The organism is Diaphorobacter oryzae DSM 22780 (assembly GCF_059568935.1).
Genome location: NZ_JCANUL010000001.1, coordinates 92,859 through 106,235, shown reverse-complemented (window position 1 = coordinate 106,235; position 13,377 = coordinate 92,859). Strand labels below are relative to the sequence as shown.

Annotated in this window: 13 protein-coding genes; 6 read left to right on the top strand and 7 right to left on the bottom strand. The window is 63.0% G+C overall.

Annotation, left to right across the window (positions count from 1 at the left end; genetic code table 11):
* Positions 1–3: 3 nt before the first annotated feature.
* Positions 4–243, top strand: coding sequence for a DUF904 domain-containing protein (locus BP68_RS00530; protein WP_496367995.1), 240 nt, complete (start codon positions 4–6; stop codon positions 241–243).
* Positions 240–599, top strand: coding sequence for a cell division protein ZapA (locus BP68_RS00525; protein ID WP_496367993.1), 360 nt, complete (start codon positions 240–242; stop codon positions 597–599). The genes BP68_RS00530 and BP68_RS00525 overlap by 4 nt, the downstream gene beginning before the upstream one ends.
* 290 nt (positions 600–889) lie before the next feature.
* Here the strand turns inward: BP68_RS00525 and BP68_RS00520 are convergent, their stop codons facing one another.
* The 4 genes from BP68_RS00520 to hemN all read right to left on the bottom strand — a co-directional run bounded on the left by BP68_RS00520 (position 890) and on the right by hemN (position 6,878).
* Entirely contained in the window at positions 890–3,337 is a 2,448-nt protein-coding gene (locus BP68_RS00520) for a sensor domain-containing protein (protein WP_496369040.1), read from the bottom strand.
* Positions 3,337–4,593, bottom strand: a complete 1,257-nt coding sequence (locus BP68_RS00515; protein WP_496369038.1) for a cyclic di-GMP phosphodiesterase — start codon at positions 4,591–4,593, stop codon at positions 3,337–3,339. The genes BP68_RS00520 and BP68_RS00515 overlap by 1 nt, the downstream gene beginning before the upstream one ends.
* A gap of 176 nt (positions 4,594–4,769) precedes the next feature.
* Positions 4,770–5,492: a sulfite exporter TauE/SafE family protein gene (locus tag BP68_RS00510; protein WP_496367991.1), complete on the bottom strand. Its 723-nt coding sequence runs from the start codon at positions 5,490–5,492 to the stop codon at positions 4,770–4,772.
* Positions 5,493–5,495: 3 nt separating this feature from the next.
* Positions 5,496–6,878: an oxygen-independent coproporphyrinogen III oxidase gene (gene hemN, locus BP68_RS00505; RefSeq protein WP_496367989.1), complete on the bottom strand. Its 1,383-nt coding sequence runs from the start codon at positions 6,876–6,878 to the stop codon at positions 5,496–5,498.
* A 171-nt stretch (positions 6,879–7,049) separates the two neighbouring features.
* On the opposite strand from hemN, the gene fnr reads away from it, so the two are divergent.
* The gene (gene fnr / locus BP68_RS00500) at positions 7,050–7,793 is read left to right on the top strand and encodes a fumarate/nitrate reduction transcriptional regulator Fnr (protein ID WP_496367987.1); all 744 of its coding nucleotides are present in this window, start codon (positions 7,050–7,052) and stop codon (positions 7,791–7,793) included.
* Positions 7,794–7,922: 129 nt separating this feature from the next.
* Positions 7,923–8,258: a hypothetical protein gene (locus BP68_RS00495; RefSeq protein WP_496367985.1), complete on the top strand. Its 336-nt coding sequence runs from the start codon at positions 7,923–7,925 to the stop codon at positions 8,256–8,258.
* A gap of 207 nt (positions 8,259–8,465) precedes the next feature.
* On the opposite strand, the gene BP68_RS00490 is transcribed toward BP68_RS00495, so the two are convergent.
* The 3 genes from BP68_RS00490 to BP68_RS00480 all read right to left on the bottom strand — a co-directional run bounded on the left by BP68_RS00490 (position 8,466) and on the right by BP68_RS00480 (position 10,414).
* Positions 8,466–8,951 carry a hypothetical protein gene (locus BP68_RS00490; RefSeq protein WP_496367983.1) on the bottom strand — a complete coding sequence of 162 codons (486 nt, stop codon included), beginning with the start codon at positions 8,949–8,951 and terminating at the stop codon, positions 8,466–8,468.
* Between the two features lie 119 nt (positions 8,952–9,070).
* Positions 9,071–9,871 (bottom strand): RT0821/Lpp0805 family surface protein, encoded by an 801-nt coding sequence (locus BP68_RS00485; RefSeq protein WP_496367981.1) that lies wholly within the window; start codon positions 9,869–9,871, stop codon positions 9,071–9,073.
* Between the two features lie 24 nt (positions 9,872–9,895).
* Complete coding sequence (locus BP68_RS00480) at positions 9,896–10,414, bottom strand: RNA polymerase sigma factor (protein WP_496367979.1); 519 nt, start codon at positions 10,412–10,414, stop codon at positions 9,896–9,898.
* Between the two features lie 215 nt (positions 10,415–10,629).
* On the opposite strand from BP68_RS00480, the gene BP68_RS00475 reads away from it, so the two are divergent.
* Both BP68_RS00475 and BP68_RS00470 read left to right on the top strand, forming a co-directional pair.
* Positions 10,630–11,838, top strand: coding sequence for a S8 family serine peptidase (locus BP68_RS00475; RefSeq protein ID WP_496367977.1), 1,209 nt, complete (start codon positions 10,630–10,632; stop codon positions 11,836–11,838).
* A 126-nt stretch (positions 11,839–11,964) separates the two neighbouring features.
* On the top strand, positions 11,965–13,344 hold the full coding sequence (locus BP68_RS00470; protein ID WP_496367975.1) for an SLC13 family permease: 1,380 nt from the start codon (positions 11,965–11,967) through the stop codon (positions 13,342–13,344).
* The last annotated feature ends 33 nt before the right edge of the window (positions 13,345–13,377 follow it).

The window sequence follows — 13,377 nt, the reverse complement described above, 5'->3', positions numbered from 1 at the left end:
CGTATGGCCCACCCCTCCTCCCTCGACCAGATCGCCGAACGCGTCGAACGTCTGCTGCTGCGCCACGCAGAGCTGCAGCGAACCAACACCCTTCTTGCACAACAGGTCATGACGCTCACCCAGGAGCGCGACTCTCTCAAATCCCGCCTGCAGGCCGCCCGCGTGCGCATGGACGCGCTGCTGGATCGCCTGCCCGCCACGGCCGAGCCCACAGATCCACCCGAGACGAAAGACGCGCCATGAAGCAGATCGAGGTTCAGATCCTCCAGCAGAGCTATCTGCTGGCCTGCCCCGAGGGGCATGAGTCCCGTCTGCTCGAAGCCGTGGAACGCGTGGACACGGCCATGACGCGCATCCGCGATGCCGGCAAAGTGCGCGCCCGCGAGCGCATCGCGGTGCTGGCGGCACTCAACCTGGCTTTCGAGATCGCCGACCGCGACCGCGAAGCCGCAGAACTGGCCGCTGCGGCCCCGCAACGCAACGCCCCTGCGCCATCATCGGTCTCGTCCGCCGTAGATGGCACCGAAGACGGCGAGCGCATTCAGCAGCTGATGCTGCGCCTGGATGAAGCACTGGGTGACGACGGGCGACTGTTGTAAGCAACAGGGCCCGCAGGCCACGGCCGCAGTGCATCGGCCATTACAATGGAGCCGTCTGCGGAGCTGCCGGGCTTTATATTTCCTTGAACCAATGCTCATTGAGCACGGGCTTGGTACATCGCCCGGTGAGCGTGATCATCTCGCGTCAGATGAACCCAACGCCTGGCTGCCCTCGCCCACCTGAACCCCCGGTTCAGGATGCCGGTCCGGTGGCATCCGCAGACACCTATTCCCCTCCGCTTGCCACCGCCTGAAACGCAGCCGGGCGCCTGGCTACAGCCGCGCCCTGGCTATACGCTGTACGCCAGCGCCTGGCGCAACACCAAGGCGCGAAACTCCGCGACCGGCATGGCCGGCGCGCACAAGAACCCCTGGTAGCAGTCGCAGCCCATCTCTTGCAGCGCCAAGCGCTGCTCCTGCGTTTCCACGCCTTCAGCCACCACGCCAATGCGCAGCGCCTGCCCCATGCTGGTGATGGCCCGGACGATGGCACGATCACCCTCGTCCCCCGGCAGTCCGCTCACGAATGACTTGTCGATCTTGAGCCTGTGGATCGCCAGCTTCTTCAAGTAGGCTAGGCTGGAGTATCCCGTTCCGAAATCGTCGATGGACAGCCCCACGCCCAGGCTAGCCAGGGCGGCGAGCAACTGCTCCATTTCCTGTGCATCCTGCAGCAGCACGGTTTCCGTCAGCTCCAGCTCCAGCAGGCGCGCCGGCAGGCCATGCGCGGCCAGCAATGCGGTGATGCGATCCACGAAGCCGGCCTGGCGAAACTCCAGCGCCGACACGTTGACCGATACCACCAAGGGCATGCCGCTGCGCATCCAGTGCGCCGCCTCTTTGACGGCCTGCTCCATCACCCATGCTCCCAGGGTGACGATGTAGCCCGACTCTTCGGCCAAGGGAACAAACAGGCCCGGCGACACCACGCCGAATTCCGGATCCGTCCAACGCACCAGCGCCTCGGCGCCTGCTATGCGCCCCGTCGCCATGTCCACCTGGGGCTGGTAGTGCACGGCCATGCGCCCCAGGCCAAGCGCCTGGCGCATGGCATGCTCCATCTTCATGCGCGACAGGAGATTGGCACTCATCTGCGGCTGGTAGAAGCCGTAGCTGCCGCGGCCGCGCTCCTTGACCCGGTACATGGCCGTGTCGGCCTGCTTGATGAGGTCGTCCAGCAAATCCCCGTCCTGCGGATAGAGGGACATTCCGATGCTGCACTGGATGGAAAAACCCAGTTCATCCAGCATGAAGGGACGCAGCATCTCGTCCAGGACCCGGCGTGCAACGGCCTCGGCAACTGCCGCATCGGCACCATGCAAATAGATGACGAACTCGTCCCCACCCAGGCGGCACAGCATGTCGGACTGGCGCAGGCAGCCCTGCAGTCGCTGCGCCACGAGTTTCAGCACCCGGTCGCCAAAAGGATGGCCCAGCGAGTCATTGACGATCTTGAAGCGATCAAGGTCCAGGAACAGGATGGCGAATCCGTCGCCCTGGCCTCGCGCCGCCTCGATGGCCGCAGTCACCCGCTTGTTCAGCAACACCCTGTTGGGCAGTCCGGTCAGGGCATCGCTGTATGCCAGCTCTTCGATTCGCTTCTGCGCGGCATGCTGCGACGTCAGATCGCGCATGAACCCAATGCTCTGCACGATGGCTCCGCCATCGTCCCTGAGCGCCACCCATGAAAGCTGAACGGAACAATGGCCCCCGTCGTTTCGGCGCAGCGACAGCTCACCTTCCCAGAAGCCCTCTTGCACCCAACCTTGCCGCACCTGTGCCAGGAATGCATCGTCGCCACGCCCAGAGTCAAACAGCGTCGTCGCCGGCCTGCCCACCACGGCGGCCGCAGATGCCCCTAAAAGCTGCTCGCACCCTGGATTGATGCGCACCACGGCATGGTGCTCGTCGGCGATGAAGATGGCGTCCAGGCTGGACTCGAATACCCGCGCCGCAAGGCGCAAACCCGCTTGCACCTCCGCCTGCCGGGAGATGTCACGAAACGAATACACACGCCCAGCAGGACGCCCCTGAATGAGCTGAGGCACGGATCTCTGCTCCACCGTGGCACCGCTACGCAGGCGCAGGATGTCGGTAGTCTCCAGCATGGGCTCCTGCGCAATAGAGGCCAGGCGCGCACGATAGGCCTCGCCATCCAGCACCTGGGCCTCCATGTGGGACCTGATCGCAGCATCGTCGCGTCGCAGCAGCAACTCGCGCGGCAGTTGCCATATCTGGGCCAGGCGCTGGTTGAAAGCGCGGACCTCCCCATGCAGATTGCAGGTCAGTACGCCATCAGCGGCGGAATCAAGCGTTGCACGCAGTTCCGACAGCAAGGCCTCCAGCTCGCGCCGGGATGCCTCATGCTCGGAACGGTCCAGCATCGTCAGCAACAGCCAGCCTTGGTTTTCGGAAGCACTCTCGGGCACATTGACAGAGATTACACGCCGGTCCACCGGCACCAGCGCGCCGCTCCCCCTATGCCGCACATGGGTATGCGAATGGATGCCCGCGGCTACCTCCGCCGCGGATTGGCTCCAGAAAATCTGGTCTTCGGGCGCCGATGCGAGATCCTGCACCGGCAAGCCCTCCATGTCCGCCACGTACCGCCCCACCAGCCGCGCCGCCGCCGCATTGGCGTGGACTATCCGCAGCGTCTGTGCATCCACCAACCAAACCGCCAAGTCCAAACCATTGCATATGGCATGCCATGCCTCCTCGGGCAGCTTGCCGAGCATCATGGGCGGTCCTCGCAATGCCGCGGGCTCACGGCTCGCTCGAAGAAATAGCAGATACGTGGCTGCGGCAGCAGATAGTCCAGGGCATCGCGGGGCAACTGCGCCGGCTTGAGACTGCGAAGGATGCCCAGCTCGGCACGTTGTGCCAAGTCGAGCAATAGTGCATCGCTGCGCGGCACGCTTGGCTCATACGGCAAGACACTGGGGCGCAGCGGATGCAAAGCGTCCACCAGCATCACCAAGGCGAAACGCCCATCCACAAGTTGCACTATCGAGCCCGGTGGGTACACGCCCATCATGCGGACGAAGGCCCCGAGCACCGTTGCGTCAAAACACTCGCGCTGCAATGCAAAAATCTGCGACAACGCCTCGTGGGGCGTCAGTGCCTGAGCACCGTGCAGCGGGTTGCACAGCCGGTCATAGCGGTTGGCGAGCGCCAGGATCTGACCGCTTCGGCTCAAATCCTCGGCCACGAGGCGCAGTGGAAACCCACTACCGTCGGCCATCTCGTGATGCTGCGCAATCGCAATAAGCACATCGCTTGCCAAGCCCATGCGCTGCCCGAACTCCACCGACAGCCCGACGTGGTCTTCATAGCGCTGCCGGTCCGAAGCCGTGAGCATGGCCCCAGGCTCTCCGATATGCGCCGGCAGGGCTGCCTTGCCCACATCATGAAGCAGCGCCGCCAAGCCGAGACCGTGCAAACCCTCCGCACTCATGCCCAGCGAGCGCCCGAGTAGCAGAGCCAACACCATCACATTCACCGCATGGGCCGCCGACCGCTGGCCTAAACTGTCTGCCAGCAACCGCACCGCACACTGCCCTTGCGCCAGCAACTCCGCAACACATGCCTGAACCAAGGCGTCCGCCTGTTCGCGTGCCTGCTGCGGCGCAGTCTGCGCCCTGGCAGAAACTGCCGCGTAGACGGTAGTGGCCTCTTGGTAGCGCTGGCTGCAGCTCTGTGGCGAGGCGCTCTGCTGCCTCAAATGTTCGGCTCCGGCCCTGTGCTCCCGGCTCACCGCATCCACTTTGTGCTCTGGAGATGAGCCCCCCAGTCCATTGTCCGGCTGGGCATCCCCATTTCGCCGGTCGACACTCGGCTCTGGCTCGGAAGGGAAGGTGCTTTTGGCGGGGACATAGCGCACGGACTTGACCCCAAGATCACGCAAGGTGCGGATCTGCTCGTGCGATGACACCCGAAAGCTACTCATCGGAAAGGGATGGTTGATCCAACTTACATCCAGTTGGATGAACATGCCCACACGGAGCGCATCGATATCGAGCAAGACGGATTGGTTCACTTCAGCTGGTTTGGGCTAAGCGGGCTCCACCCCAAAGTCATACCATTTTGAACCATTATCACCAGTTACTGGCGTTGCCTGAAAGTTACAGATTCAACAAATGCGCACGCCTCACGTCACCAGGGTGCACGTCATGGCAGACACCATGGGGCGGGTTGTCCATGTACCACATCCATCCACAAGGCCCAGCCCCCCATCAAGAAGAGCACCAACCCGGCCAGCCTCGGGCCCCATGCCCCCCCCACCGATCCCACCCGGGCCCGAAACTGCCCCCACATCCAGGGCCCGGCCACCAACCAGATCCCGCTGCCAATGCCGAAAAGCACCATGCATAGCGCCCCACGCAGCACACTGCCGCTCAAGGCAGCCGTGAGCAACGCGGTATAGAGCAAGCCACAAGGCAGCAAAGCCCAGGCGAACCCCGTCATAAACAGTCCGCCGGGCTGCGACACCAGCGACCTCACCTTGCCCCAAACAGCCCGTCCGGCGTTCTCTATCCACGCAGGCTGCCGCGCCTGCAACATCATCAACAGCCCCCACGCCAGCACCAGCACATGCAGCATGCTCCACGCCGGGCGCAAGGCAGAACTGTTCTGGCTCAGCCACGCCAGCCGTTCCATGGCAAAAGCAGCCAATGCGCCCGCAGCGCCATATCCCGCCAAGCGCCCCAGATGGAAGCCCAGGTTGCGCCGCAGAACCGAGCCGCGCGGCATCCATTGCACGACTCTCTCGCTGCTGGCCGGTGCCGCTCCCAGTCCCGTCAACGCACCACAGGGGGCAGCACACATGGCAAGGCAGTGCCCACCCCCCATCAAACCCATGAGGAAAGCCGTCGAAACCAGAGCCAGGAACATGCGTCAGATGATGCGCGAGAAACGCGCTCGATTGCGGTCGGCCTGCAAATACTTGTCGAACACCATCGCCACGCCACGCACGAAATACCACCCCATGGGCGTCACCTCTATGCCCTCGGGGTTGATTTTCACAAGCCCCTGCCCTGCCATCTCCTCGAGTTGCTGCAGCTCCGTCTCGAAATAGCGGCGAAAATCAATCAGCCAGGATTGCTCCAAGGGCTCGAACAACACCTCCCCCTGGCACATCAAGGCCATGATGACCGCGCGGCGCACCAGGTCGTCCCGCGTCAACGCCAGCCCCCGCGCCACCGGCAGATGCCCGTGGTTGATGGCATCGTAGTATTCGTCGAGCGTCTTGACGTTTTGGCTGTATGTGGCGCCCACACGACCAATGGCCGAGACGCCCAACCCGATCAAATCGCAATCGGGCTGGGTGCTGTACCCCTGGAAATTGCGGTGCAGCCGGCCCTGGCGCTTGGCCACGGCCAGTGCATCCTCCGGCAGCGCGAAGTGGTCCATGCCCACGTACACGTACCCGGCCTTCATGAACACATCGATGGAGCGCGCCAGCATCGACACCTTGGCCGATGCCATGGGCAACTCTGCCGATACGATGCGCCGCTGCGACTTGAAGCGCTCCGGCAGATGCGCATAGGCATAGAGTGCAATACGGTCCGGCCGCAGTTGGGTCACCTGCTCCAGCGTACGGTCAAAAGACTCCGGCGTCTGGCGCGGCAATCCGTAGATCAGGTCCACATTCACCGACTCAAAACCCAGCTTGCGCGCACTCTCCACGAGGGCGAAAACCTGCTCCGCAGGCTGCACGCGGTGGACCGCCTTCTGCACCTCGGGATCGAAATCCTGCACACCAAAGCTCAATCGGTTGAAGCCCAGTTCAGCCAGCAAGGCCAACCGCTGTTCATCCACGGTCCGAGGATCCACCTCGATCGAATACTCTCCTCCCGGAACCAGCACGAAACTGCGCTTTAGCATGCCCATCAGCTCACGCAGGCCATCGTCCGACAGGAAGGTGGGCGTCCCCCCGCCAAAGTGCAGCTGGCTGACATGCTGTCCCACGCCGCAATGGGCTGTGTGCAGATCAATCTCGCGGCTCAGATAGCGCAGATAGGCCTCAGCCCTCTCCGGGTGCTTGGTGATGATCTTGTTGCAGGCACAGTAGTAACATAGGGATTCGCAAAACGGGATGTGAACATACAGCGAAAGCGGCATCGCCTTCGCCACCGAGCCCACACGGCGTTGTTGAAGCGCCAGGATGTACTCCCTCTCGCCAAACGCCTCCACGAAACGGTCTGCCGTCGGGTAGGAGGTGTAGCGTGGCCCAGAGACGTCAAAGCGCCGCAAAAGCTCAGTTGTAATGACTGTCATGGCGGGGGTTCCTTGCATTTGCCATGCACTGTGCCGTAGAGTCACTCCAGCGTCCTTGACATTGATCAAGCGCTCACAAGGTCCGCATAGCGACAATTTGACCTTGGCTCAAAGTCTTTCAACGGCCTGCGATATTCCTGCCTCAATGGCTTTCAGAGGTAAGCTCGCGACATGAACAGGGTCCCCATGCACACCAACCTGCAATCCATCAAAGTTGCTTGCTCCAACTGCAATCTGCGCGAACTGTGCATGCCCTTGGGATTGGATGACCAGCAATTGAAACGCATCGATGAGATCGTGGCCGTGCGCCGCAAGGTCAAACGGGGCGGCACGTTGTTTCGCAACGGCGAGCCCTTTGCCTCCCTGTTTGCGATCCGCACCGGTTTTTTCAAGACCTGTGTTGCAACAGAAGACGGCCGCGATCAGGTCACCGGTTTCCAAATGGCCGGCGAGATCATCGGCCTCGACGGCATCGTGAGCGACCGGCATACCTGCGATGCCGTGGCGCTGGAGGATGCCGAGGTCTGCGTCATGCCGTTCGACCGTATCGAAGAACTATCGCGTGAGGTCACGGCACTGCAGCACCATGTCCACAAGATCATGAGCCGCGAAATCGTCCGCGAGCATGGCGTCATGCTTTTGCTGGGCAGCATGCGTGCCGAAGAGCGCCTGGCCGCCTTCCTGCTGAATCTGGTGCAGCGACTGCATGCTCGTGGATTTTCTCAGTCCGAACTGGTGCTGCGCATGACACGCGAGGAAATCGGCAGCTACCTGGGTCTCAAGCTCGAGACCGTGAGCCGCACCTTCTCCAAGTTCGTGGAGGAAGGAATCGTCGAGGTCAAACAGCGCCATGTGCGCATCGTGGACACCGACGCCCTCAAGCGCATCGTGAACAGCCAGCAGGCCTGCCACTAGACTGCGCCAGAGAATCCTCACAGTCCGCGTTGCAACTTGTTGCACGCTGCGACAAGTACACGCGCTTACCATCCTCTTGTGCCCGCTCGCCGTTAAAGCGGGTCAACAAGAGGGAAAGGACTGAGAGGAATGAAGACAGCTCTGGCTGTAGCCCTGGCATTGACGGCCGGGATGGCCTACGCAAATGACGAAGATAACCCCGACAAAGCGCTGCTGGCGGGGGTGGTGCGGCTCGCGGCCAGCATGAACGGACTGGCCCAGTCTTGCGGTCACATGAGTGCAAAGGACGTGGAGACCGCGCGGGCGAACCAACGTGCCGCCGCCATCAAGGATATGCAGGCCTCCCCCGCGGAATACGACCGCAGCTACGCCCAATTTTCCGGTGAATTTAAGACACGCTGGGCCAGCATGAGCAAGCCACAGCAAAAGCAGGCTTGCGACCAGATGAAGGCACAGGGACGCTGAGGCCATTTTCCAGCCTGCCAAGCCCACCGCCGGTGGGCTTTTTTAAGGCCTCAAGCCGTCCACTTCTGCCCCCATGAGCCTGATGCCACGCACCAAAGTCCTACGGCATCTTGCCGGAGATTCACAAAAGCACCGGGACAAAGGCGACTCAGACCGGCGGTAGCAAGTGCAGAAACCGATGGGGCATGCATCTAGCGAGGAAAAACCTCAGCGCCACCCCAGCACAATGTGCCCCCGGTCTTTCATGCATTGTTCAACATAGCGCTCGTACACGCGATCGGCTTTGTTCCAGCCGGCGCCCACTTTGACTGCTGCGCCGACCAAACCTCCGACGCCGCCGGCAAGCGTTCCTCGCAACAGGTCGCCAGAGTTCTTGATCAAGCCGGAAGTGGCGGCCTCGGCCGCTTCTGCAGCGCCTTCCGTCAGGATGGCTTTACCCGTTCGGCCAGTCTTGCCTTGGGCGAGATTGCGGTCATTGCGACCCACGTCGTTTTGAGCTCGGCGTTCACACGCCTGCAGCGCATGGTTGGCGCGTTCCTGGGCTGCCTGGCTACGGCCTTGTGGATATAGAACCGCTTTTTGAGGAGCGCTCGCACAGCCGGTCATTGCCAGGATGGCAACGATCGCGACGGCGATGTTCGCGGTACGGCGTTTAGGACAAATGAGGCTGGATGGTGAGGATCGATGGGGCATGGAGCGGTCATCACTGGCGACAGATTGCAGGCCCGGCTCGCGGTGGCGAGTGCCGGGTCTGTGTCGTTGACGCGCGACTTCATGATTTATTCCATCCAGCCTGGATGCAGATCTCTTTTCTAGGGAACGCGTTGGCTGGCTGATGCCAAGGCCTCCCGCTCCCGGGCCGGATCCAGGGGCTCCTCCGCACCGATGCTTTTCAGGTAGCTCTCGACGGCGGAGTCTGTCGAGGCCGGCGTGAACCCATTGGCGCCATCATCGGCCAAGGCGGCAAAGCGCAAACGCCATTGACCATCGCCCATGAGGCAGGCCACAGCCTCCACCCGATCCTTGTCATCGGGCCTCACTGAAAAGTCCCGGCACAAAGTGCCCGCAGCATCGCGATAGCTGCCCACCACAGTCACGGCAGGGGACTGAGGCGATGACTGCCCTGCAGGCAATGTTCCCAGCAGCGCTGCCAGTGAGGGCGGCACCGTGGCCCCGACAGCCGCAAGCGTGCCGACCGGGGCTTGGCTACCCGTTCCCAACATGAAGCCGAGTACGCCTGCAGCGACCGACGCAAATGCTCCGGCAGGCAACGCATAGTCCGACAGCCGCTGTGCCAGTTGACGCCACCAGGGCGTGCGTTGCGGTGCACGGCGTGCGCTGCTGGCAGCGGGCGTGTCACGCTCTTTTTGTGCGCGATCTTGCTCAACCATGGCTTGGACGGAGGCCAGAAGGGCCGCCGGCACGGGCGTGTCCTTGAGCTGGGCGTCAAAGACCTCTCGGCTCAACTCGCGGGTCTCGAACATCAATGCCACGCGCTCGGCCAACGCCATGTCGCGCTCCATTGCCGCTTCCAAGGCTGCTTGTTCGGCAGCTGGCAGTTCGCCGTCGGCATAGGCAACGAGCTGCTCGTCACTCCAATGTATTTCAGTCATAAGCTGTGTGACCTCTCACGATGTCTAGATGGCATCTGCCGTTGTCTGCGCCAATCCCGCCAGTTCCGCGAGCTTGATCCGTGCGCGCGCAAGACGACTCATCACGGTGCCCATGGGTATACCGGTGACGGTCGCTGCCTCTTTGTAGGAAAGCTCTTCCACGCAAACGAGCAGGATGAGTTCGCGCTGCTCGCTGGACAGTCGGTCCAGCGCGTGCTGCACTCGCTCGAGCCGGCGTCGCGCATCCACGCGCTGATCCTCGCCGCCTGTACCCGCCAAAGACTCGGCATGCTCGTCGATATCGGCCTGCACTCCCTCCGTCTGCTTCCGACGCAGGCGGTCGAGCCACAGGTTGCGGATGATGGTGAATAGCCAGGCAAGCAGCGGTGTGTCCACGTCACCAGGTCCACCCGCCCCCAGTGCGCGCTCACAGGCGCTCTGCACCAAATCGTCGGCCATGTCGCCATTGCGTGTTAAAGCGAGTGCATATCGCCTTAGTCGGGGCAAGGCATCCACCAATGCCGCCCCCAGGTTGTGTTGCATGATTGCGGCCCTTTTTTCCTGTTCTTGTTGCCAGATCCTTGCGGCATGGCGCTGCCAGATGGATGTGTAGACGCGCGCGCTGGCAATTTATTCCGTGGGAATAAACGGGCTCGTCCAACGTTGGTGGCGGAGTCTATCTGCCCCCCTGAAAATCCTGCTGCCACACCATGCTTTTTGCACGCTTCGCTTGTCGCACTTGTCTATGCCTGGGACTGATGCTGGCGCCCTTGCTGTCCTGGATGCCCGGTGGTTTCTCGCAGGGCGTTGCAGTGCTTGCCGACGACGGTGATGGCGGCGACGGCGGCGGTGCCACCGGTGGTACAGACGGCGGTGGGGGAGATGCCCTGGCGCCGCATCAGATGGACCAGGCATTTCGTGAAATCGTGGTGGCCGGCCTGACTTCGCCTCAACTCGCGGCGCTACAGCAGCGCGGCTATGTGTTGCTCGGTCAACGTCACAATGCCCTGCTGGGGCGCTCAGTCACGCTCCTTCGCGTGCCCCTGCATGCCCTGATGGGCGATGCGACATCCGAGGTCAGGGCGCTAGACAGCAAGCTGCTTGTCGACCACAACCATTACTACCGCAGCAGCACGGATGCGTCAGGACCCGTGGCCCATCAACTGGTGCGTTGGCCCCAACGCATGGGGCGGTGCGCTCAGGCGCCGGCGATTGGTCTGATTGATACACGTGTCGATCCAGCTCACGCCTCACTTCGCGGTGCAAGCATCGAGCTTCTTGGTCTACCAGGGCGGGATGACGCTCAGCGCGCCTCCAGTCCGGAGCACGGAACCGCCGTCGCCAGCTTGCTGGTGGGGCAAACGCGGGAGCTGCAAGGACTGCTGCCGCGCGCGCGACTGCTGGCGGTGGACGCGTTCCATCGCGGCAAGCTGGGGGATGAACGCATGGATGCCTGGGATCTTGTGGCGGCGCTGGATGCGCTGGCTGCCCGGCGAGTCAAGGTGATCAACATGAGCTTTGCCGGCGCTGCCAACCAGTTGCTGGAGAACGCCTTGGATCGCGTACATGGACGCCAGATCATGACCGTCGCGGCCGTGGGCAACCGGGGGCCGCAGGCAGCGCCGCAGTATCCATCCGCGTACAAGGGCGTGATCGCGGTGACTGCGGTGAACAGCGAACGCCATGTCTATCACCGTGCAGGGCGGGGAGCGCATGTCGACCTGGCCGCCCCAGGAGTGGGACTGGCCACCGCCGATGCAGACGGCACCAGCGAAGTCCGCAGTGGTACATCGTTTGCGGCACCGCATGTGAGCGCAGCCATTGCCAGCCTGTTGACCCGGAAGGGGCAAACGCCCGCGAGCGTGCGGCGCATGGTGCTGGGGCAGGCGGCTGACCTCGGAGAGCCGGGGCACGACTCCGTATACGGCCATGGACTGCTCCAGATGCAGCGCCTGTGTGGCGCTTGAGTCGGCGGCGCTTGAGTTGGGTACGCGGATGGAATAAACCGTGACGTAGTGCGTATTCGGGGCATGACTCATTGCTCCACACACCCCACGCTGTCCACACGCACCTCCGTCGCCAAGGCGGGCGTCGTGGCTCGTTTTCTGCTCGTCGCATTGCTGATGCTGAGCGCATTCCTCAGGCTGCAATGGGGGATGCCAGACATCTCCGCAGAGGCCCGAGCCGCCCTGCTGGTCTTCGCATTCGCGCTGTTGGCATGGAGCGTTCTGCGCTGGGATGAGACCCCCGTCGCCATACTCTGCTGCCTCGCCCTGGTTGGCGCTTCCATCGTGCCGGCGGATACCCTGTACGAGAGTCTGGGCAACGAGCTCATCTGGCTGTTGCTGGGGGCCTTTGTCCTGTCCGCCGTGCTCCAAGGAAGCGGTTTGGCGCAGCGGGGCGCGCTGCGGTTGGTTGCCGGTGCAGCAACGGCCTCGGGGCTGTGCAGGCGGCTGTGCTGGGTGATCATGGCGACGGCCTTCGTCATCCCCTCCACCTCGGCCCGGGCCGCCTTGCTGCTTCCGGTGTTCTTGGCTCTTTCGCAGTCTATCGCCCAGCCACGCGTCACGCGGGCACTGGCATTGTTGTTTCCTACGATGATCCTGCTGTCGGCTGGAGCCTCCCTGCTCGGCGCTGGAGCGCATCTGGTGGCCGTCGATTTCATCGAGCGGAGCGGGGGCGAACGCATCGACTTTTTGCGCTGGGCCTGGTGGGGACTGCCTTTTTCCATGGCCACCTGCGCCATCGCCACGGAACTCATCCTGTGCCTGTTCCTGACCCGGTCTGAACGCAGGGAAGGGTTGCATTTGCCGAGCCAGGAACGCGAGCCACTCAGCGCAGAGCAACGCAATATCCTCGCCATTTGCGCGCTCAGCATTGCGGCCTGGATGGGGGGCTCCTGGCTGGGCCTCGATGCCGCGTTTGTCGCGCTGTGCGCAGCGCTGGCCGCCACGTGCCGGCCGCTCACCGGCATGGGTTTTGCACAGACCCTGAAGAAGCTGGAATGGAATCTCCTGCTGTTCCTGGCGGCCACCACCATGATGGGACAGGCGCTGCTCGACACAGGGGCCGCGCAGGCGATCGCCCAGTCGGCACTGCAAGCCCTGCCGCTGGCCGAAGCCTCAAGCATATGGATAGTGGGAGCTGCGGCCACGCTGTCCGTGCTGTCGCATCTGGTGATCACCTCGCGTACGGCCCGGGCTGTGGTGGTCATCCCGGTGATCGCGCTCCCGCTGGCTGCTGCCGGCAATGCAGATGCCGCGTTGCTCATCTTCGTATGCGTGCAAGGCAGCGGTTTTTGCCAAACCCTGGTTGTGAGTGCCAAACCCGTCGCCCTGTTCGCCAAGACGGACGGGATGGGTTGCGCGCCATCGGACCTGCTCAAGCTCGCTGCCGTGCTGGCGCCTTGCATGATTGCGCTGCTGATGCTGTTTGCGGTCGTCGTCTGGCCTGCCCAGGGGCTGGGGCTTTGATGGGCATATGTATGGATGTGTATCGGGCGGGAA

Coding starts and splice junctions, on each gene's coding strand:
- BP68_RS00530 (WP_496367995.1), top strand. CDS start 4: ATGGCCCACCCCTCCTCCCTCGACCAGATCGCCGAACGCGTCGAACGT.
- BP68_RS00525 (WP_496367993.1), top strand. CDS start 240: ATGAAGCAGATCGAGGTTCAGATCCTCCAGCAGAGCTATCTGCTGGCC.
- BP68_RS00520 (WP_496369040.1), bottom strand. CDS start 3,337: ATGCTCGGCAAGCTGCCCGAGGAGGCATGGCATGCCATATGCAATGGT.
- BP68_RS00515 (WP_496369038.1), bottom strand. CDS start 4,593: ATGTTCATCCAACTGGATGTAAGTTGGATCAACCATCCCTTTCCGATG.
- BP68_RS00510 (WP_496367991.1), bottom strand. CDS start 5,492: ATGTTCCTGGCTCTGGTTTCGACGGCTTTCCTCATGGGTTTGATGGGG.
- hemN (WP_496367989.1), bottom strand. CDS start 6,878: ATGACAGTCATTACAACTGAGCTTTTGCGGCGCTTTGACGTCTCTGGG.
- fnr (WP_496367987.1), top strand. CDS start 7,050: ATGAACAGGGTCCCCATGCACACCAACCTGCAATCCATCAAAGTTGCT.
- BP68_RS00495 (WP_496367985.1), top strand. CDS start 7,923: ATGAAGACAGCTCTGGCTGTAGCCCTGGCATTGACGGCCGGGATGGCC.
- BP68_RS00490 (WP_496367983.1), bottom strand. CDS start 8,951: ATGCCCCATCGATCCTCACCATCCAGCCTCATTTGTCCTAAACGCCGT.
- BP68_RS00485 (WP_496367981.1), bottom strand. CDS start 9,871: ATGACTGAAATACATTGGAGTGACGAGCAGCTCGTTGCCTATGCCGAC.
- BP68_RS00480 (WP_496367979.1), bottom strand. CDS start 10,414: ATGCAACACAACCTGGGGGCGGCATTGGTGGATGCCTTGCCCCGACTA.
- BP68_RS00475 (WP_496367977.1), top strand. CDS start 10,630: ATGCTGGCGCCCTTGCTGTCCTGGATGCCCGGTGGTTTCTCGCAGGGC.